The 19,854-nt window shown below is 56.1% G+C and carries 21 protein-coding genes and 3 tRNA genes; 16 read left to right on the top strand and 8 right to left on the bottom strand.

Going from position 1 to position 19,854, the window contains the following annotated elements; genetic code table 11:
* Window positions 1-43: 43 nt before the first annotated feature.
* On the top strand, window positions 44-775 hold the full coding sequence (locus B3X29_RS02860; protein WP_290503932.1) for a helix-turn-helix transcriptional regulator: 732 nt from the start codon (window positions 44-46) through the stop codon (window positions 773-775).
* Window positions 775-1,410, top strand: coding sequence for a DNA-binding transcriptional activator BglJ (gene bglJ, locus B3X29_RS02855; protein ID WP_103178159.1), 636 nt, complete (start codon window positions 775-777; stop codon window positions 1,408-1,410). The genes B3X29_RS02860 and bglJ overlap by 1 nt, the downstream gene beginning before the upstream one ends.
* Before the next feature lie 41 nt (window positions 1,411-1,451).
* Here bglJ and B3X29_RS02850 read toward each other — a convergent pair whose 3' ends face one another.
* Complete coding sequence (locus B3X29_RS02850) at window positions 1,452-1,910, bottom strand: YbaK/EbsC family protein (RefSeq protein WP_156653886.1); 459 nt, start codon at window positions 1,908-1,910, stop codon at window positions 1,452-1,454.
* Between the two features lie 327 nt (window positions 1,911-2,237).
* Here B3X29_RS02850 and B3X29_RS02845 point away from each other — a divergent pair, with 327 nt between their 5' ends.
* Entirely contained in the window at window positions 2,238-3,581 is a 1,344-nt protein-coding gene (locus tag B3X29_RS02845) for a PTS sugar transporter subunit IIC (protein WP_103178161.1), read from the top strand.
* A 55-nt stretch (window positions 3,582-3,636) separates the two neighbouring features.
* Here B3X29_RS02845 and fhuF read toward each other — a convergent pair whose 3' ends face one another.
* On the bottom strand, window positions 3,637-4,425 hold the full coding sequence (gene fhuF, locus B3X29_RS02840; protein ID WP_290503525.1) for a siderophore-iron reductase FhuF: 789 nt from the start codon (window positions 4,423-4,425) through the stop codon (window positions 3,637-3,639).
* A 156-nt stretch (window positions 4,426-4,581) separates the two neighbouring features.
* Here fhuF and B3X29_RS02835 point away from each other — a divergent pair, with 156 nt between their 5' ends.
* Window positions 4,582-4,812, top strand: a complete 231-nt coding sequence (locus B3X29_RS02835; RefSeq protein ID WP_103178163.1) for a DUF1435 domain-containing protein — start codon at window positions 4,582-4,584, stop codon at window positions 4,810-4,812.
* Between the two features lie 39 nt (window positions 4,813-4,851).
* Here the strand turns inward: B3X29_RS02835 and B3X29_RS02830 are convergent.
* From B3X29_RS02830 to rsmC, 4 genes are all read right to left on the bottom strand, one after another.
* Window positions 4,852-4,937: transfer RNA gene (locus B3X29_RS02830), tRNA-Leu, on the bottom strand.
* Between the two features lie 31 nt (window positions 4,938-4,968).
* Window positions 4,969-5,054, bottom strand: a tRNA-Leu gene (locus B3X29_RS02825).
* 29 nt (window positions 5,055-5,083) lie between these two features.
* A tRNA-Leu gene (locus B3X29_RS02820) sits at window positions 5,084-5,169 on the bottom strand.
* Between the two features lie 141 nt (window positions 5,170-5,310).
* Window positions 5,311-6,339 (bottom strand): 16S rRNA (guanine(1207)-N(2))-methyltransferase RsmC, encoded by a 1,029-nt coding sequence (gene rsmC, locus B3X29_RS02815; protein WP_103178164.1) that lies wholly within the window; start codon window positions 6,337-6,339, stop codon window positions 5,311-5,313.
* A 102-nt stretch (window positions 6,340-6,441) separates the two neighbouring features.
* On the opposite strand from rsmC, the gene B3X29_RS02810 reads away from it, so the two are divergent.
* The 8 genes from B3X29_RS02810 to B3X29_RS02775 all read left to right on the top strand — a co-directional run bounded on the left by B3X29_RS02810 (window position 6,442) and on the right by B3X29_RS02775 (window position 12,850).
* The gene (locus B3X29_RS02810) at window positions 6,442-6,855 is read left to right on the top strand and encodes a DNA polymerase III subunit psi (RefSeq protein WP_103178165.1); all 414 of its coding nucleotides are present in this window, start codon (window positions 6,442-6,444) and stop codon (window positions 6,853-6,855) included.
* Window positions 6,824-7,267, top strand: a complete 444-nt coding sequence (gene rimI, locus B3X29_RS02805) for a ribosomal protein S18-alanine N-acetyltransferase (protein WP_103178166.1) — start codon at window positions 6,824-6,826, stop codon at window positions 7,265-7,267. The genes B3X29_RS02810 and rimI overlap by 32 nt, the downstream gene beginning before the upstream one ends.
* Window positions 7,268-7,285: 18 nt before the next feature.
* Window positions 7,286-7,963: a pyrimidine 5'-nucleotidase gene (gene yjjG / locus B3X29_RS02800; RefSeq protein WP_103178167.1), complete on the top strand. Its 678-nt coding sequence runs from the start codon at window positions 7,286-7,288 to the stop codon at window positions 7,961-7,963.
* A 90-nt stretch (window positions 7,964-8,053) separates the two neighbouring features.
* The gene (prfC, locus tag B3X29_RS02795; RefSeq protein ID WP_103178168.1) at window positions 8,054-9,643 is read left to right on the top strand and encodes a peptide chain release factor 3; all 1,590 of its coding nucleotides are present in this window, start codon (window positions 8,054-8,056) and stop codon (window positions 9,641-9,643) included.
* A 304-nt stretch (window positions 9,644-9,947) separates the two neighbouring features.
* The gene (osmY, locus tag B3X29_RS02790) at window positions 9,948-10,565 is read left to right on the top strand and encodes a molecular chaperone OsmY (RefSeq protein ID WP_103178169.1); all 618 of its coding nucleotides are present in this window, start codon (window positions 9,948-9,950) and stop codon (window positions 10,563-10,565) included.
* A gap of 126 nt (window positions 10,566-10,691) precedes the next feature.
* Window positions 10,692-10,853, top strand: coding sequence for a DUF1328 domain-containing protein (locus tag B3X29_RS02785; RefSeq protein WP_002887716.1), 162 nt, complete (start codon window positions 10,692-10,694; stop codon window positions 10,851-10,853).
* 147 nt (window positions 10,854-11,000) lie between these two features.
* Window positions 11,001-12,071 carry a patatin-like phospholipase family protein gene (locus B3X29_RS02780; RefSeq protein WP_103178171.1) on the top strand — a complete coding sequence of 357 codons (1,071 nt, stop codon included), beginning with the start codon at window positions 11,001-11,003 and terminating at the stop codon, window positions 12,069-12,071.
* Window positions 12,068-12,850, top strand: a complete 783-nt coding sequence (locus B3X29_RS02775; protein WP_290503520.1) for a TatD family hydrolase — start codon at window positions 12,068-12,070, stop codon at window positions 12,848-12,850. The genes B3X29_RS02780 and B3X29_RS02775 overlap by 4 nt, the downstream gene beginning before the upstream one ends.
* On the opposite strand, the gene B3X29_RS02770 is transcribed toward B3X29_RS02775, so the two are convergent.
* Entirely contained in the window at window positions 12,845-13,705 is an 861-nt protein-coding gene (locus tag B3X29_RS02770) for a YjjW family glycine radical enzyme activase (RefSeq protein ID WP_159340011.1), read from the bottom strand. The genes B3X29_RS02775 and B3X29_RS02770 overlap by 6 nt on opposite strands.
* Window positions 13,677-15,227, bottom strand: coding sequence for a YjjI family glycine radical enzyme (locus B3X29_RS02765; protein WP_180209058.1), 1,551 nt, complete (start codon window positions 15,225-15,227; stop codon window positions 13,677-13,679). Before B3X29_RS02765 ends, B3X29_RS02770 begins: the two co-directional genes overlap by 29 nt.
* A gap of 261 nt (window positions 15,228-15,488) precedes the next feature.
* Here B3X29_RS02765 and deoC point away from each other — a divergent pair, with 261 nt between their 5' ends.
* The 4 genes from deoC (at window position 15,489) to deoD (ending at window position 19,818) form a co-directional block, all read left to right on the top strand.
* Window positions 15,489-16,268, top strand: a complete 780-nt coding sequence (gene deoC, locus B3X29_RS02760; protein ID WP_168192000.1) for a deoxyribose-phosphate aldolase — start codon at window positions 15,489-15,491, stop codon at window positions 16,266-16,268.
* Between the two features lie 124 nt (window positions 16,269-16,392).
* Window positions 16,393-17,715 (top strand): thymidine phosphorylase, encoded by a 1,323-nt coding sequence (gene deoA / locus B3X29_RS02755; RefSeq protein ID WP_103178176.1) that lies wholly within the window; start codon window positions 16,393-16,395, stop codon window positions 17,713-17,715.
* 51 nt (window positions 17,716-17,766) lie between these two features.
* Window positions 17,767-18,990 carry a phosphopentomutase gene (gene deoB, locus B3X29_RS02750; RefSeq protein ID WP_290503519.1) on the top strand — a complete coding sequence of 408 codons (1,224 nt, stop codon included), beginning with the start codon at window positions 17,767-17,769 and terminating at the stop codon, window positions 18,988-18,990.
* 105 nt (window positions 18,991-19,095) lie between these two features.
* Window positions 19,096-19,818 (top strand): purine-nucleoside phosphorylase, encoded by a 723-nt coding sequence (deoD, locus tag B3X29_RS02745; RefSeq protein WP_103178178.1) that lies wholly within the window; start codon window positions 19,096-19,098, stop codon window positions 19,816-19,818.
* Window positions 19,819-19,854 lie beyond the last annotated feature (36 nt).

The raw sequence follows: 19,854 nt of genomic DNA, 5'->3' as shown, positions 1-19,854 counted from the left end.
ATGAACGACGTGGAATGAACGTATGAATGGATTCGGAGCGCAAATGCCGTCATTGATCTGTAAAAGTGTAATAATAATTGGAAAATCACCCATAATGCAGACCGGCCTCGGTAGCATTATGTCACGCTATTTCCCGGACTACGATTGTTCTTACTGTCGGACCCATGAAGAACTGACGCTTCTCCAATTGCGTCGCGCAGTTGTGGTCATCGTTGATATTTCAGATGAACAGCGTAATCCGCTTAATATATGCAATCAGTATCACGCATTACAAAATCAGTATCGGGATATTCACTGGATATTTTTGGTTTCTCGGGCAATTTATCCCCTCGCTGTTGAGCACTTGATGCGTCCAGAAAGTACGTTGCTATCCAACATGGAGCCCGTCGAAAGTGTGGTTAAGGCTATCCAGGCGGGTAGCGAAAACGCTGAACGTATTAGCCAGACGCTATTAATACCCGATCCAGATGATTTATATGACAACCAGGATGAAGTCATGTTGACCTTCTCGGAGCGCAAAGTATTACGCTTACTGGGAAAAGGATGGGGAATTAATCAAATCGCCGCATTGCTGAAAAAGAGTAATAAAACGGTAAGTGCGCAAAAAAACAGTGCCATGAGAAGACTTGCTTTAACAAGTAATGCCGAAATGTACGCGTGGATTAACAGCACTAAGGGAATGAAAGAGCTGAGTTTATTCTCTGCCTATGGAGAGCAAGACGAATGGAAAAGAACGCGAACAAAAGACATATCGCTATCGTCGAAAAGTGCATGATGAGTGGTATGGGGCTTAAGCATCTTTTTGCCAGCCCCGCACTTAAAAATTATGAAGTCCACCTGTTTAATAACATTAATAGTTTCCAGTCCTCACTTAGTTTTGTTCCATACACGTCGTTAATTTACTCCCTCTCGGATGAGCGGGAAGAGCGGCGTAATTGCCTGGTCTGTATTAAGGAAGTGGCTGCCACATACGGCATGATTCAGCGAATCGTACTGGCATCAGATGAGGCAGAAGCGAGCCTGATTAATCAGCTTTCGCCGTCACGCCTGCATGGGGTGATCCTCAAATCTGAGCCGCTCGCCGACCTGCAGGAGCACCTGAGCAAAATATTGAGCGAGAACCGACGGGTTAATGACGGGCATAATAACCACTGGAATATTCATCGTGGAAGACTGCTTAGCCCAACCGAGCGCGCCATTTTGCAGTTTATGTCGTGCGGCTTCTCCATCCCGGAAATTGCCACCCGGCTCGATCGCAACATCAAAACCATTCGTGCGCATAAATTCAATGCCATGATTAAGCTCGGGGTGCGTTCCGACGTGGGATTACTGCACGCAGCGGATATCCTGACCCATTTTCCCGTCCCGGATCCCCGCAATTCGCGCTTCATTTCCCAACACTTTTCATAATCCATGCAAAAGTCTGCGCCAGAACGGTTCTGGCGCGGGACTTACAGACAAACGTCTACCCATGTTGCCTGCGTCAGTTCGGCCATTCTTTCCGGAGAAATACGCACCGCGCTGTGGATCGCACCGGCAGCGGGCAGCACTTCCGCATACTGTCTGAGAGAGATGTCGCAATAGACCGCCAGCGGCGTTTCCAGTCCGAAAGGGCAGACGCCACCCACAGGATGCCCTGTGATTGTCACCACCTCGTCACTGCTCAGCATTCGGGCCTTTGCGCCAAACGTCTGCTTCAGCTTTTTGTTATCAAGACGCGCATCGCCTTTGGCAACCACGAGGATCACCTCATCTTTAATTTTTAGCGACAGCGTTTTCGCTATCTGACCCGGCGCGACGTTGTGGGCCTCGGCAGCCAGCGCAACGGTAGCGGTACTCTGACCCAGTTCGATGACTTCAACATCCGGGGCGTGGTCAGCAAAAAACTGGCGCACAGACTGCAAACTCATTGTTTCCTCCAGAAAATACTCTGTGTAGTCGGTCATAAGAGATGATGCCCTGTAAATATTTACCAGGTCACACGCTTCTGATATCAGCGATTTCTGGATCATCTTCACAATCACGGAAACCGGTTACAGTAACCGGTTGCAGACCATGATGCGGAGATTAATACTGATTACGTCACTTCCCCTGTATCCAATAATAAGAGTCGATTATGAAACCTATCCGTTTGAGCAGTCCCGCTGGTAAGCGAGCCAGCAAGGTGGTGAAAGTGGTATATGGAACACCGTGCGGCGTCACAACGCCCGAAACGATCGTCTGACAGGAGAGCCGTTATGTCTGCCAACCATGCTGCGTTTAACCTGATATTCCGATTTGTTGAAAACTATGTCAGCCCCATTGCCGGACGCATCTCCTCCCAGCGTCACGTGATGGCGATCCGCGACGGTTTTATCTCCGCGATGCCGTTTATGATTGTGGGCTCGTTCTTATTAGTGTTTGCTTACCCGCCGTTTTCGCCGGACACCACATGGGGCTTTGCCCGCGCCTGGCTGGATATGGCAAAACAGTTTGAAGGCCAGATCCTCACCCCCTTCGATATGACGATGGGCGTGATGTCCCTCTATATCTGTGCCGCTATCGCTTACAACCTGGGCAAGCATTATGTGAAAGCGTATCAGCTCGATCCCTTCATGTGCGCCATGCTGTCGCTGATGGCCTTTCTGCTGATCGCCGCGCCAAAAACCAAAGGCGCATTGCCGGTGGACAGCCTCGGCGGGACGGGGATCTTCACCGCCATTCTGGTGGCGATCTACTGCGTGGAGATGATGCGTTTTCTGAAGGCGCACAATATCGGTATTCGCCTGCCCGACCAGGTGCCGCCGATGATCAAGAACTCCTTCGACCTGCTGATCCCGGTGCTGGTGGTGGTGCTAACCCTCTATCCACTGAGCCTGCTTATTCAGTCGCAGTTTGGCATGCTGATCCCGCAGGCGATCATGGCCATCTTTAAACCGCTGGTGGCGGCGGCGGACTCGCTGCCGGCAATCCTGCTGGCGGTGCTGATTGGTCACCTGCTGTGGTTTGCGGGCATCCACGGGGCGGCGATTGTCTCCGGTATGCTGCAGATGTTCTGGCTCACCAACCTGGGGATGAACCAGACCGCGCTGGCGCAAAGCGCGCCGCTGCCACACATCTTTATGGAGGCGTTCTGGACCTTCTTCATTGTGATTGGCGGCTCCGGGGCCACGATGGGGCTGGTATTCTGCTATCTGCGTAGCCGTTCGGCGCACCTGCGTTCCATTGGACGGCTGAGCGTGGTGCCGAGTATTTTCAACATCAACGAACCGGTGATCTTCGGTACGCCTATCGTGATGAACCCGGTGTTCTTTATCCCGTTCCTGCTGGCGCCAATGGTCAACGCGGTGCTGGCGTGGGCGGCGATGAAGCTGGATCTGATTGGCCGCGTGATTTCGGTGGTTCCCTGGACCGCTCCTGCGCCGGTGGGGGCTGCCTGGGCGCTGGGCTGGGACTTCAGGGCGGCGATCCTGGTCCTGCTGTTAGCGATGGTCTCCGCCATCATCTACTACCCGTTCTTTAAGGTGTACGAGAAGCAGCTGCTGGCGCAGGAGGCCGAAGAGGCCCAGCGTGCAGAAGAAGAAAGTCAGCAGGTCGCGTAATAAAAGCAAAACGGCAACCCTTGGGTTGCCGTTTTCATCTATTGGACCTGACAAACTATTTCAGCGTGCAATCGCCGCACTGCTGAACGTCCGGCAGGCGATAGCGCTGACAGCAGGTACGACGCACCAGCAGGCCGTCGCGCGGGACGACGGTGCGATAAAGCGGGTTGTCACGCCCATCGGAGAGCTGGCGGGCAAAGAAAATCGCCTGACGCAGCGCGTCCACTTTCTCATCCCCCAGCAGGGGTTTCATTTCGGTCAGATACCAGTGAATTAAATAGCCGGTATTGCTCCAGATAAGTTTGCCGTTGATCTCACCCGTCGCTTCCAGGACGTCAACCACCGGGAGCAGCGCGCGTGTCACCAGCATTTCCATACGCTGCCGGGCCGAAAGGGAGGTTGCCTGGCTGTCTTCCTGAACGTCGATCCAGAAGCAGGCTGCGCGCCCGGTTTCGTGAAACTCAACGTGGAAATGTTCCGGGGAAATATCCAGCGCCACATCCTGGGTCAGCAGGGCCAGCATCATCGGTGGAACCATCAGCCCGATATACCACTGTGCCCACAGCGACAGCAGCGGCTTGTTTTCCCGCGCCATCGTGGGCTGGTTGCGGTAGATATGATCGGAGTAGGTCGCCAGCAAAGACTGCAGTTCGGCAGGACGCTGCCACTGCGCCAGCGTCATGGCGTGATGAGGATGGGGTTCATCCAGCTTGATGACATCCAGCAGATAGGCACGCGTCTGACCGATAGCCTCACGCATCGCGTCCGCAAGCCCTGAAGGCCCGGCCGACAGTGGCGTTTGCCAGATAATATTCTCAACAGCGTGTGCGGAACGTGTGGCCATAAGTTAGCTGGATAAAAATCTAAATGATAATGATTGCCAATCCTAACTATAGATAAATCCGTGCGCAAGGCTTTTTACACATTCAGGTTTAACGCTGACAAATGAGAAAATCTATCATATGATATTGGTTATCATTATCGGTTTGAGAGATGAATCATGTTGAGCAGAGCGTTGGGAAGTGGCTGGGGCGTGATACTGCCGGGAATGGTCATGGCCGGGCTGGCGTGTACCGATCTGTCGTTAGCGGTCTGGAAAGTGATTATCGCGTCGGGCTTGCTGATTTCATCCGCCATGATCTGGCATAAACAACTGCGGCATTTCGTGCTACTGCCATCATGTGTTGCGCTGATTGCGGGAATGTGGGTGCTGGTAATGAATCTGAACTAACGGGAGAAGAAGAGAGAAAATCAGGAGAGATAAGATAATTGGTGCGAGGGGGGGGACTCGAACCCCCACATCCTAAGGACACTAACACCTGAAGCTAGCGCGTCTACCAATTCCGCCACCTTCGCACAGTCATCTTATTTTTTGATATCGCCTCGTTGGTGCGAGGGGGGGGACTCGAACCCCCACATCCTAAGGACACTAACACCTGAAGCTAGCGCGTCTACCAATTCCGCCACCTTCGCCCAGTGTGAGCAATATCAATCATGGTTGTTGGTGCGAGGGGGGGGACTCGAACCCCCACATCCTAAGGACACTAACACCTGAAGCTAGCGCGTCTACCAATTCCGCCACCTTCGCATACCATCGATACAGTAAAAGTATCGTAACCACGGAGGCGCATTCTAGATGTTTTCAGCTTTTCGTCAACAGATAATTGTGCGGGAGATATTATTTGCTGCAAAAATGGCCTGAACGGGCGGCTCAGGCCAGCGGGAGACGTTACTTCTTCGCCTGGCGGGTCATGATGGCGCGGTAGATCTTAAAGCGGCCAGTTTGCGCCAGCACTTCGTGGAAGCCGAAGACTTCATCCAGCACTTTCGGGTACGGCAGGAAGGCGTTCGCCACGATTCGCAGTTCACCGCCGCTGTTCAGATGGCGTACCGCGGTACGAATCAAGGTCTGCGCGGCTTCGAGGCTGGTTTCCACACCGTCATGGAATGGCGGATTAGAGATAATCATATCGAAACGGCCGGTCACGTCGGAGAGGACGTTGGAGGCAAAAACTTCGCCTTCAATGTTGTTGGCCGCCAGGGTCGCGCGGCTGGCTTCGATGGCGGATGCACCCACATCGGTGAGGGTTAAACGCACTTTCGGCGAGTGGCTTGCCAGCACAGCGGAGAGCACGCCTGCGCCACAGCCGACATCCAGCACTTTGCCTTTGGTGTGCGGCGTAAAGGTGGAGAGCAGCAGCTGGCTGCCCACGTCCAGACCGTCGCGGCTGAAGACGCCCGGCAGGGTTTTGATGGTCAGGCCATCCAGCTGATATTCGCCCCAGTATTTTTCCGCGTCGAAGGTCGGTTTTTTGTCCAGGCGGCCATGGTAGAGGCCGCAGCGGCGGGCGCTGTCGACTTTGTTCAGCGTGACGTACTCCGCCAGCATCTGCTCAGCGCTGCGCACGCCGCTGCGGTTTTCACCGATCACGAAGATATCGCAACCCACCGGCAGGAGGGAGAGCAGGTTCATCAGCTGGAACTGGGCTTCGGGTTTGTTCTTCGGCCAGTAGTAGATCAGCGTATCGCAGTCGGCCACGTCGGCCTGTTCCGCCACCAGGCTGAAACGGGCGCGCTCGCCCATCTGACGGCTCAGGACCTGCCAGTGGTGATACTGCTGGGTGTGCGCACGGCTGTCGGCGCACTCGAAACGGGCAGGCAGGTCATCCTGCATATCTCCGGCAAACAGAATACGGCTTTGTTCGAAATCATCACTGTGACGCAGCAAGACTTCACTTGCCGGGGTAAATGCAGACATGAATTGTTCCTCAATAAACACAGGCGGGGATTATAGTAGGTAGATGGCGCAGATTCGACACATTTGGTATATTTGCGCGCCTGACAAACAGGAGTTTTTGCAATGGCATCCCGACGAGACAGGCAACTACAGCAACTGGGCATCACCCAGTGGGCGCTGCGCCGCCCGGCGGCATTGCAGGGCGAAATCGCCATCTCGCTACCGGCGCATATTCGTCTGGTGATGGTGGCGCAAAGCCTGCCCGCCCTGAGCGAGCCGGTGATCGCCGACGTACTTCGGGCGCTGAGGCTGGGTGCCGATCAGGTGCTACAACTGACGCCCGATCGCGTGGCCATGCTGCCCGAGGGCAGCCGCTGCAACAGCTGGCAGCTTGGCGTAAGAGAAGAGATTGCTCTGGAGGGGGCGAGTATGGCCTCTCCGGCGCTGGACGAACTTAACGTAAACCCGGCGGCACGTCGCGCGCTGTGGCAACAAATCTGCGAACATGAACACAATTTCTTCCCTCACGACGACTGATTTAGCGCAGGCTTTTGAGATTGAAAAACGCGCCCACGCCTTTCCGTGGAGTGAAAAAACCTTTGCCAGCAACCAGGGTGAGCGTTACCTGAACTATCGGCTGGATGTCGATAATCAGCTGGCGGCATTTGCCATCACGCAGGTCGTTCTGGATGAAGCGACGCTGTTTAACATCGCTGTGGATCCTGCTTTCCAGCGCCGTGGGCTGGGCAGAGAACTGCTGGAGCATTTAATTCGCGAGCTGGAAGCACGAGACGTGTTCACGCTGTGGTTGGAAGTACGGGCCTCGAACGTCGCCGCCATCGCACTCTATGAGAGCCTGGGCTTTAACGAGGCGACGATCCGCCGTAACTATTACCCCACCGCAGAAGGACGTGAAGACGCCATCATCATGGCTCTGCCGCTTGGATAACTAAAAAAGGTTGTAACAATGAACTGGGACTGGATTTTCTTTGACGCCGATGAAACGCTGTTTACCTTCGATTCGTACGGCGGCTTACAGCGGATGTTTCTCGACTACAGCGTGACCTTTACTGCTGAAGATTTCCAGGCTTACCAGACGGTGAATAAACCGTTGTGGGTGGATTACCAGAACGGCGCAATCACCGCGTTACAGCTGCAGCACCAGCGTTTTCAGGGGTGGTCGGAGCGCCTGAACGTTCCGCCAGGCGATCTGAACGACGCCTTCCTTAATGCAATGGCTGAAATCTGCGCCCCGCTGCCGGGCGCCGCGTCGCTGCTCGCCTCCCTGAAAGGCAAGGCGAAGCTCGGGATCATCACCAACGGCTTTACCGCGCTCCAGCAGATCCGCCTTGAGCGGACCGGTTTCCGTGACTACTTTGATTTATTAGTAATTTCAGAACAGGTGGGCGTGGCGAAACCGGCCCCGCAAATCTTTGATTATGCGCTGGCCCAGGCCGGAAACCCTGACCGGGCGAAAGTGCTGATGGTGGGGGACACGGCGGAGTCGGATATCCTTGGTGGAATGAACGCCGGGCTCTCCACCTGCTGGCTGAACGCGCACAACCGCACCCTGCCGGAGGGGATCACACCGACCTGGACCGTGACCTCCCTGAGCGAACTGGAGCAACTCCTGTGTAAACATTGATTGCCTGCCCCCCATTGATGGGTAAAATAGCCGCATTTTCGTATTCATGATGCGCGGCCCGCTGCCGCGCTTTTTAAAGAAGATTGAATTATGACGTTGTCTCCTTATCTGCAAGAGGTGGCGAAACGCCGTACTTTTGCCATTATCTCTCACCCGGATGCCGGTAAAACCACCATCACCGAAAAGGTGCTGCTGTTCGGACAGGCGATCCAGACCGCCGGTACGGTAAAAGGCCGTGGCTCCAGCCAGCATGCAAAATCGGACTGGATGGAGATGGAAAAGCAGCGTGGGATCTCGATTACCACCTCCGTAATGCAGTTCCCGTATCACGACTGCCTGGTGAACCTGCTGGACACCCCGGGGCACGAAGACTTCTCCGAAGATACTTACCGTACCCTGACGGCGGTGGACTGCTGTCTGATGGTGATCGATGCCGCAAAAGGCGTTGAGGATCGTACCCGTAAGCTGATGGAAGTTACCCGTCTGCGCGACACGCCGATCCTGACCTTCATGAACAAACTCGACCGTGACATCCGCGATCCGATGGAGGTGATGGATGAGGTGGAGCGTGAGCTGAAGATCGCCTGTGCGCCAATCACCTGGCCAATTGGCTGCGGTAAGCTGTTTAAAGGGGTTTACCATCTCTACAAAGACGAAACCTACCTCTACCAGAGCGGTAAAGGTCACACCATTCAGGAAGTGCGCGTCGTTAAAGGGTTGGATAACCCTGATCTGGACGCGGCTGTCGGCGAAGAGCTGGCAGAACAGCTGCGTGAAGAGCTGGAGCTGGTCAAAGGCGCTTCCCACGAATTTGATAAAGAGCTGTTCCTGAGCGGTGAAATCACGCCGGTCTTCTTTGGTACCGCGCTGGGTAACTTTGGCGTGGACCATATGCTGGACGGTCTGGTGGAGTGGGCGCCGCAGCCGATGCCGCGTAATACCGACTCCCGTGAAGTAGTTGCCAGCGAAGAGAAGTTCACCGGCTTCGTCTTTAAGATTCAGGCCAACATGGACCCGAAACACCGCGACCGCGTGGCGTTTATGCGTGTGGTATCCGGCAAATATGAAAAGGGCATGAAGCTGCGCCAGGTGCGTACCGGTAAAGATGTGGTGATCTCCGACGCGCTGACCTTTATGGCCGGTGACCGTTCCCATGTGGAAGAGGCGTATCCGGGCGACATCATTGGCCTGCATAACCACGGCACCATCCAGATTGGCGACACCTTTACTCAGGGTGAGATGATGAAGTTCACCGGTATTCCGAACTTCGCACCGGAGCTGTTCCGCCGTATCCGCCTGAAAGATCCGCTGAAGCAGAAACAGCTGCTGAAAGGGCTGGTTCAGCTGTCGGAAGAGGGGGCGGTGCAGGTATTCCGTCCTATCGCCAATAACGATCTGATTGTCGGCGCCGTGGGCGTGCTGCAGTTTGACGTGGTGGTTGCCCGTCTGAAGAGCGAGTACAACGTTGAAGCGATTTACGAATCGGTCAACGTGGCGACGGCGCGCTGGGTAGAGTGTTCTGATGTGAAGAAATTCGAAGAGTTCAAGCGTAAGAACGAAGTTCAGCTGGCGCTCGATGGCGGTGATAACCTCACCTATATCGCCCCAACCATGGTTAACCTGAACCTGGCGCACGAGCGTTATCCCGATATTCAGTTCCGCAAAACCCGCGAGCATTAATCCCTTCCCGGAGCACGGCAGCCGCCGTGCTCTGCTTAAATCCCTGCCTTATTAATCCCTTGCGGAATGTTCTTAATTCAACGGCTTTTGCTGCTTATTGCTCATTTTTTGCCCAATTCTGAAAGCGGACCTGTGAGAGTGATCTATATTTAACTCAGTGTTTAACACCGGGCGCAGATGAAAGTTTCATTCAATGCGTGTTGATAAGGTTCTCATCTCGCCCGAGTGTTGATTGGTAGTACTAAAGACTACTTGCACGTGATGTTTGACGCTCGAATTCGGAGCAAACCACAGGAATACATCGATGAATACTAAAAAACTGAAGATTTCGAAAACTCTGCTGGCGGTAATGATGGGTAGCGCTCTGGTATGCGGTTCTGCAATGGCAGAAACCACTGCAACCGACAAAGCGCAATCCACCGCGAACACCGCAGGGGAAAAAATCGATAACTCTATGAATAAAGTCGGTAACTTCATGGATGACAGCTCTATCACAGCAAAAGTAAAAGCTGCACTGGTAGATGCTGATGACATTAAAAGCACCGATATCTCTGTAGAAACCGATAAAAACGTCGTCACGCTGAGTGGCTTCGTTGAAAGCCAGGCGCAGGCTGAAAAAGCGGTCTCCGTGGCGAAAGGCATTGAGGGCGTAAAATCTGTCAGCGACAAACTGCATGTTCGCGACGGCAAGGAACAGTCTGCTAAAGGCTATGCCGGTGACGCTGCTACTACCAGCGAAATCAAAGCGAAACTGCTTGCCGATGACATCGTCCCTTCACGTAATGTGAAAGTGGAAACCACCGACGGCGTGGTACAGCTCAGCGGTGAAGTCGAGTCTAAGGCACAGAGCGACCGTGCTGAAAGTATCGCTAAAGCCATTGATGGCGTGAAAAGCGTTAAAAACGATCTGAAAGTGAAATAAAACTCCAAAATTCGTCCTTCTGGCTGAGGCCAGAAGGCGAGATAAGAATTACACATGTAGATATCGCCGTGAGCAACCTGAGCGCTCACCATGCGGTCGACATTAACTATGGTAAAGGAGAGTCATATGTTTCGTTGGGGCATCATTTTTCTGGTTATCGCGTTAATTGCCGCCGCTCTGGGTTTTGGTGGTCTGGCGGGTACCGCGGCGGGCGCGGCGAAAATTGTCTTCGTCGTCGGTATTATCCTGTTCCTGGTAAGCCTGTTCACCGGACGTCGTCGTCCATAGCTCAGGTAACCGTATGTTGATAAAAAGGCCCATGTTAAGCATGGGCCTTTTTCTTTGGCTGACCTTTTCGCATACATCCTGTTTGGGAAACCCGCCGGTGTAGGCTACTGTGTAGTGACATAACAAATAAAAAACAGGAAAGCAGAGGTGGGGCAGCGAATTCCGGTTACGCTCGGCAATATTGCGCCGTTAGCACTGAAACCCTTTCGGCCAGGCCAGATTGCGCTGGTTTGCGAAGGGGGTGGGCAGCGAGGGATCTTCACGGCTGGCGTGCTGGATGAGTTTATGCGCGCGCAATTTAATCCGTTCGATCTCTATTTTGGCACCTCCGCCGGGGCGCAGAACCTCTCGGCCTACGTCTGTAATCAGCCGGGCTACGCCCGCAAAGTGATCATGCGTTACACCACCTCCCGCGACTTCTTCGATCCGTTGCGCTTTGTGCGCGGGGGCAACCTTATCGATCTCGACTGGCTGCTGGATGCTACCGCAAGCAAAATGCCGCTGGCGATGGACAACGCCTCGCGCCTGTTCGATACCGGCAAAGCCTTCTGGATGTGCGCCTGCCGCGGAGATGACTACTCGGCGAGCTATTTTTCGCCGCAAAAAGAGACCTGGCTCGATATTCTTCGCGCCACCAGCGCCATCCCCGGCTTCTACCGGACGGGGGCGCTGCTGGATGGCATCAGCTATCTCGATGGCGGTGTCAGCGATGCGGTCCCGGTGCAGGAAGCGGCCCGGCGGGGGGCAAACACCATTGTGGTGATCCGCACCGTGCCCTCGCAGATGTACTATACGCCGCAGTGGTTTAAGCGGATGGAACGCTGGCTGGGTGAAAGCAGTCTGCAACCGATGCTCAATCTGGTGTCGCACCATGAGGCGAGCTATCACGCCATCCAGCAATTTATTGAAAAACCACCGGGTAAACTGAGGATCTTTGAAATCTATCCGCCAAAGCCGCTCAACAGCATGGCGCTGGGCAGCCGCGTACCGGCCCTGCGGGACGATTACAAAACCGGGCGTCTGTGCGGACGCTATTTCCTGGCGACGGTGGGCAAAATGCTGGCCGAGCGTCCACCGCTGCGCCGCCATCAGCGGATCATCGCCCCTGCTACGGTGGTGGTTCCCCCGGCAAGCGTGGCCAACGATGTTGTTGCCACACCGTTAATCGATGCCCCGCAGGCGAACGACACTCTGTTTGATAATGAGGATCTGGCGTGACTTACCGCTTTATTGATACCCATTGCCACTTTGATTTTTCACCCTTCACCGGCGATGAGCCCGCCAGCATCCAGCGTGCCGCCGGAGCGGGGGTTATGGCGATCGTGGTGCCGGCCATTGATGCGGCGAGCATCGATCGCGTGCTGGATCTCGGCGCGCGCTACCCGGCGCTCTATATGGCGCTGGGTCTGCATCCGATTGTGATCGAAAACCATCAGGATGCCGATCTGGAAAAGCTGGAGGCGGCGCTCGCGGCACGTCCGGAAAGGCTGGTGGCGGTGGGGGAGATCGGCCTCGATCTCTATCGCGAGGATCCTCACTTCGAGCGGCAGGAGGCGATCCTCGATGCGCAGCTGAAGCTGGCCAAACGCTACGATCTGCCGGTGATCCTCCACTCCCGGCGCACCCATGACAAGCTGGCGATGCACCTTAAGCGCCACAATCTGCCGCGTACCGGGGTGGTACACGGCTTTGCCGGCAGCCTGCAACAGGCGCAGCGCTTTGTGGCGCTGGGCTATAACATTGGCGTCGGCGGCACCATCACCTATCCCCGCGCCAACAAAACCCGTGAGGTGATGGCGCAACTCCCCCTTTCCGCACTGGTGCTGGAAACCGATGCCCCGGATATGCCGCTCAACGGTTTTCAGGGGCAGCCGAACCGCCCGGAGCAGGCGACAAGGGTCTTTACCACCCTGTGTGAACTGCGCCCGGAGCCCCCGGATGAGATCGCCCAGGCGCTGTTGGACAATACCCGCGCGCTGTTCGGCCTGTCGCTATAGATAGAGCGCCGGGCGGATCACGCTGATCTGCTCGCGCTCCAGCAGCTGCGCCAGGGGCTCAACATCCTCAGCCGTTGCGCTGCGCCAGTGCCGGGCTTCGCCATAGACGCCGTGCGCGTGAAAGGCGTTGATCCTGACGGGAACATCCCCCAACTGGCGAATAAATTTGATCAGTTCGCGACGGTGCGTCAGGTAATCACAGCGATCCGGGATCACCAGCAGGCGCAGCTCGCTCAACCGGCCGTGCGCTGCCAGCCAGCGGATGCTGTGCTTGATGAGGGGGTTTTCGCGTCCGGTCAGATAGCGGTGGTGTTCATTACCCCAGGCCTTGAGATCCACCATCGCGCCATCAAACACCGGGAGCAGTTTCTGCCAGCCGGTTTCGCTTAGCAGGCCGTTGCTGTCCACCAGGCAGGTCAGATGCAGTAGCTGCGGATCGGCTTTTAGCCTCGAAAACAGCGCCACCAGAAACGGCAGCTGGGTGGTGGCCTCCCCGCCGCTGACGGTAATGCCGGAGATAAACGGCGCGACCTTGCGGATCTGCGCCACCATCTCTTCCACACTATAGCGCTGCGCCATAGGCGTCGCCTGCTGCGGGCACATTTGCAGGCAGGTGTCGCACTGCTGGCAATGCGCCTCATCCCACCAGACGCGCCCGGCCTGAACGTTCAGCGCCTCATGCGGGCAGTGCGGCACGCAGGCGGCGCAGTCGTTGCAACGTCCTATTGTCCACGGGTTGTGGCAAGTTTTGCAGCGCAGGTTACACCCTTGCAGAAACAGGGCCAGGCGGCTGCCGGGCCCGTCGACGCAGGAGAACGGGATAACCTTACTGACTAAAGCGCATCTGTTGTTCATGGCTTATCACGCGCGGCTGGCGCTCCAGAATGCGGGTGTTGCGGGCGGCCTCTTCTCCCAGCCAGGTGGTGTTGGTGCGGGAACCTTCTGCGCGATATTTCTCCAGCTCGGACAGCCGCACCATATAGCCCGTCACGCGAACCAGATCGTTGCCCGACACGTTGGCACTGAATTCACGCATTCCGGCGCGGAAGGCACCCAGACAGAGTTCCACCACCGCCTGCGGATTGCGTTTCACGGTTTCATCCAGCGTCAGGATGTCGCTGATCCCGGCGTGATAGTGACGGTGATGCGGGGCCACCGCCAGCAGGTGGTTGATGGGATCGGGCTCGTCCCCATACGGCAGGCGCGCCCCCGGCGTGGTGCCCACATCGGAACTGATCCCCGACTGGGCATGCAGCATGGCGCGTTTTTTCCAGCCATGTTTAACCGGGGTCGCTTCCACGAACGCTGCCAGCTGTTCGCTGATGCGATATCCCAGCGCATTAGCCTGGTCATCCTGGCCGTAGCGCCCATTGATCCCGGCCTTCTCACACAGCACGTTCACCGCCTCAGCCAGGCCATACATACCGAACATCGGCACAAAGCTGTCGGGATCGATCAGCCCTTCTTTAACCAGGAAGCTATGCTCAAAGAAGCCGGAACGCTGGTACAGGAAGTCGCAGCGCGCATCGATAATGGCTATCTGCTGCTGGCAGTAGTGCGGCAGGGTGCAGGTAAAGAACGCCTCCACCGTCTCGCTCTGTTCGGCGATGGCTTTCAGGTTGAGGCGCACCAGGGTGCTGCCTCCGCCCGCCAGCGGCAGCGAGTTGTAACAGCTAACCACACCGTAGCCCTTTTTTGTGAAAATTTTATCATTCACCGGACCGTTGGCAATGTGCGGCTTGCTGCATTCGCAGATGTTCTTCGCCACCTCCAGCAGCAGGGAATCCGGGGTGATATCCGGATCATAAATAAAGGTAAGGTTGGGTGAAACCTGCTTAAGCTCTGCATCGGCACGTAAGATGGCGCGCGTGACTGGCCCCTCTGCCGGGCCGATATTGGCATGGACGAAGGCATCAGGCAGGGTGCGATCGAGGTAGCGCCAGAAACGTTTTATTCGAATATCGATTTCTTCTTGTGTTAGAATTTTAACATACGGCTGCAACAGCGTATCGAGATGGCCGAGAAAGACCGGCATGCCGGTGACGGAGGGAACATGGTGATAAAGGATGGTCAGCAGCGACAGCGCATCATCCAGATCCTGAGCGCCCTCCAGCTCCAGCCACGCCGAACCCTGTTTCAGGAACAGCGCATAGTCGGGCAACACGTAGCGCGGTTTGTAAGGCGCGTGGCCTTCAAACATATCGCAGATAAACCCCCCGGCCAGCGCCAGGCGCGCATCGTTATCCAGCGCGGGATAGGGCAGGTTGTTTTCCGCCTCCAGTGCCAGAAAATGGCGTTTTTGTTCGGGGCTTAACATCGGGCTTGTCACAATTTTCTGGCAACGTTGTTGCAGGGCGGCGGGTGTGGAGAGGGACATTGTCGCTTCCTTATTGTTCTGCATGGACAGAGGAAGAGTGTAAAAAGAGTCCCGCCGGCTGCCTTTGATCCTGCGCGGGTGCCTGACGCTTTAATCCGCAGTTGCAGCTTAATTATTTGAAGTTGATCGCATTACGGTAATGCAAATTTGTATGCATTTTTCATTAACTGTGATGAATGTCGAAGTGAGAATGCGGGTGAATGTTAGAATACTCACAGACCCGCAAGGTGAAATTTTACGGCTATACGCCCGGAGAATGTTATGACCGATTTAACCGCCAGCAGCCTGCGCGCACTGAAACTGATGGATCTGACCACCCTGAATGACGACGACACCAACGAAAAAGTGATCGCGCTGTGTCATCAGGCGAAAACCCCGGTGGGCACCACCGCGGCTGTCTGTATCTACCCGCGTTTCATTCCCATCGCGCGTAAGACCCTGAAAGAGCAGGGCACGCCGGAGGTGCGTATTGCCACGGTGACGAACTTCCCGCACGGCAACGACGACATCGAGATCGCGCTGGCCGAAACCCGCGCCGCCATTGCCTATGGCGCTGATGAAGTGGATGTGGTCTTCCCGTACCGCGCGCTGATCGCGGGTAACGAGCAGGTCGGTTTCGATCTGGTGAAAGCCTGTAAAGAGGCCTGCGCCGCGGCAAACGTACTGCTGAAAGTGATCATCGAAACCGGCGAACTGAAAGAAGAGGCGCTGATTCGCAAAGCGTCTGAAATCTCCATCAAAGCCGGGGCAGACTTCATTAAAACCTCCACCGGTAAAGTGCCGGTGAACGCCACTCCGGAAAGCGCACGCATCATGATGGAAGTGATCCGCGACATGGGCGTGGAAAAAACCGTGGGCTTCAAGCCGGCGGGCGGCGTGCGTACCGCAGAAGATGCGCAGCAGTTCCTGGCGATTGCCGATGAGCTGTTCGGTGCCGACTGGGCCGATGCCCGTCACTACCGTTTTGGCGCATCCAGCCTGCTGGCGAGCCTGCTGAAAGCGCTGGGTCACGGCGACGGTAAGAGCGCAAGCAGCTACTAATAGCATTACTCGTTGTAAGCCGGATAAGGCGTAGCCGCCCTCCGGCGTTATTCCGCTTCGCCGGGTGGCGCTACGCTTACCCGGCCTACGGTTAGCCTTCGACTCACTTCCTCAGGGGGTTATTTTGTTTCTCGCACAAGAAATTATTCGTAAAAAACGTGATGGTCATGCTTTAAGCGACGAAGAGATCCGTTTCTTTATCAACGGCATTCGCGACAATACCATCTCTGAAGGGCAGATTGCCGCCCTGGCGATGACCATTTTCTTCCACGATATGGCGATGCCGGAGCGCGTGTCGCTGACCATGGCAATGCGGGATTCAGGAACCGTTCTGGACTGGAAAGGCCTTAACCTTAATGGCCCAATCGTGGACAAACACTCCACCGGCGGCGTGGGTGATGTCACCTCGCTGATGCTGGGGCCAATGGTCGCTGCCTGCGGCGGCTACATTCCTATGATTTCCGGGCGCGGCCTCGGTCATACCGGCGGCACGCTCGACAAACTGGAAGCCATTCCGGGCTTCGATATCTTCCCGGATGACAATCGCTTCCGCGACATTATTAAAGATGTGGGTGTGGCGATTATCGGCCAGACCAGCTCCCTTGCCCCGGCGGATAAGCGTTTTTACGCCACGCGTGACATTACCGCGACCGTCGATTCCATCCCGCTGATCACCGCCTCGATCCTCGCCAAGAAGCTGGCCGAAGGGCTGGATGCGCTGGTGATGGACGTCAAAGTGGGCAGCGGCGCCTTTATGCCGACTTACGAACTCTCTGCCCAGCTTGCGGAAGCGATTGTTGGCGTGGCTAACGGCGCTGGGGTGCGCACCACCGCGCTGCTTACCGATATGAACCAGGTGCTCGCCTCCAGCGCGGGTAACGCGGTCGAAGTCCGCGAAGCGGTGCAGTTCCTCACCGGTGAGTACCGTAACCCGCGTCTGTTTGACGTCACCATGGCGCTGTGCGTCGAGATGTTGATCTCCGGTAAGCTGGCGAAAGATGACGCCGACGCCCGCGCGAAGTTGCAGGCGGTGCTGGACAACGGCAAAGCGGCGGAGATCTTTGGCCGCATGGTGGCGGCGCAAAAAGGCCCGACCGACTTCGTGGAAAACTACGCCAAATACCTGCCTACCGCGATGCTCAGCAAAGCGGTCTATGCGGATACCGAAGGCTTTGTCTCGGCAATGGATACCCGCGCGCTGGGGATGGCGGTGGTGTCGATGGGCGGCGGTCGTCGTCAGGCTTCCGACAGCATTGATTACAGCGTCGGCTTCACCGATATGGCCCGTCTGGGCGACAGCGTTGACGGTCAACGTCCACTGGCGGTGATCCATGCGAAGGATGAAAACAGCTGGCAGGAGGCGGCGAAAGCGGTGAAAGCGGCCATTACCCTGGCAGATAATGCCCCAGAAAGCTCGCCTTCGGTCTATCGTCGTATTACCGAATAGCGGTATACTGATCTGATCGCTTTTTTATGAAGCACTGAGTACGGAGAACATATGAAACGTGCATTTATTATGGTGCTGGACTCTTTCGGCATCGGCGCTACAGAAGATGCAGATCGCTTTGGTGACACAGGTGCAGACACCATGGGTCACATTGCTGAAGCCTGTGCAAAAGGCGAAGCGAACAACGGTCGTCAGGGCCCTCTGAATCTGCCAAACCTGACCCGCCTGGGTCTGGTTAAGGCCCACGAAGGTTCTACCGGCAACGTTGCTGCCGGTATGGACGCTAACGTGGAAGTGGTGGGCGCGTACGCCTGGGCGCACGAGCTCTCTTCCGGGAAAGACACCCCGTCAGGTCACTGGGAAATCGCCGGTGTGCCGGTTCTGTTTGACTGGGGCTATTTCTCCGATCACGAAAACAGCTTCCCGCAGGAGCTGCTCGATAAGCTGGTTGAGCGTGCGAACCTGCCGGGTTACCTCGGCAACTGCCACTCTTCCGGTACCGTCATTCTGGATCAGCTCGGCGAAGAGCACATGAAAACCGGGAAGCCGATTTTCTACACCTCCGCTGACTCCGTGTTCCAGATTGCCTGCCACGAAGAGACCTTTGGTCTGGATCGCCTGTACGAGCTGTGCGAAATCGCCCGTGAAGAGCTGACCGAAGGCGGCTACAACATTGGCCGCGTGATCGCGCGTCCGTTTGTGGGTGACAAGCCGGGCAACTTCCAGCGTACCGGTAACCGTCACGACCTGGCCGTTGAACCGCCAGCGCCGACCGTGCTGCAGAAACTGGTTGATGAGAAAGGAGGCCAGGTGGTCTCTGTCGGTAAGATCGCCGATATCTACGCCAACTGCGGCATCACTAAAAAAGTGAAAGCCACCGGTCTGGATGCGCTGTTCGACGCCACCGTCAAAGAGATGAAAGAGGCGGGTGATAACACCATCGTCTTTACCAACTTCGTGGACTTCGACTCCTCCTGGGGCCACCGTCGCGACGTTGCGGGTTATGCTGCCGGTCTGGAGCTGTTCGACCGCCGTCTGCCGGAGCTGATGGAGCTGGTGGGTGAAGATGACATTCTGATCCTGACCGCCGACCACGGCTGCGACCCAACCTGGACCGGTACCGACCACACCCGCGAGCACATTCCGGTGCTGGTCTACGGTCCGAAAGTGAAACCAGGCTCTCTGGGCCATCGTGAAACTTTCGCGGATATCGGCCAGACGATTGCAAAATACTTTGGTACGTCTGACATGGAATATGGCAAAGCCATGTTCTGATGACGCTGCCCGGCGGCGCGTGGCTTGCCGGGCCTACGTTTTTTGTAGGCCGGGTAAGGCGCAGCCGCCGCCCGGCAAAACAACATACTAATAAGGGAACTGAAGATGGCAACTCCTCACATTAATGCAGAGATGGGTGATTTCGCTGACGTCGTATTGATGCCGGGCGACCCGCTGCGCGCGAAGCACATCGCCGAAACCTTCCTCGAAGATGTGCGTGAAGTGAACAACGTTCGCGGCATGCTGGGCTTCACCGGTACCTACAAAGGCCGCAAAATTTCCGTTATGGGTCACGGCATGGGTATCCCATCCTGCTCCATCTACACCAAAGAGCTGATCACCGATTTCGGCGTGAAGAAAATCATCCGCGTCGGCTCCTGCGGCGCCGTGCGTATGGACGTTAAGCTGCGTGACATCGTGATCGGCATGGGCGCCTGCACCGACTCCAAAGTTAACCGCATGCGTTTCAAAGACCATGACTTCGCGGCGATTGCCGACTTTGATATGGTGCGTAACGCCGTTGACGCCGCCAAAGCGCTGGGCGTGGACGCGCGCGTGGGTAACATCTTCTCTGCGGACCTCTTCTACGCGCCAGACGGCGGCGAGATGTTCGACGTGATGGAGAAATATGGCATCCTGGGCGTGGAGATGGAAGCGGCGGGTATCTACGGTGTGGCGGCTGAGTTCGGTGCGAAAGCCCTGACCATCTGCACCGTGTCTGACCACATCCGTACTCACGAGCAGACCACTGCCGCTGAGCGTCAGACCACCTTCAACGACATGATCAAGATCGCGCTGGAATCCGTCCTGCTGGGCGATAAAGAGTAAGATCTGTTCTGCCGGGTGGCGGCTTCGCCTTACCCG

The organism is Leclercia sp. UBA5076, assembly GCF_002416465.1.
Classification (GTDB): Bacteria; Pseudomonadota; Gammaproteobacteria; order Enterobacterales; family Enterobacteriaceae; genus Enterobacter.
This window is presented reverse-complemented; position numbering and strand designations above follow the sequence as displayed.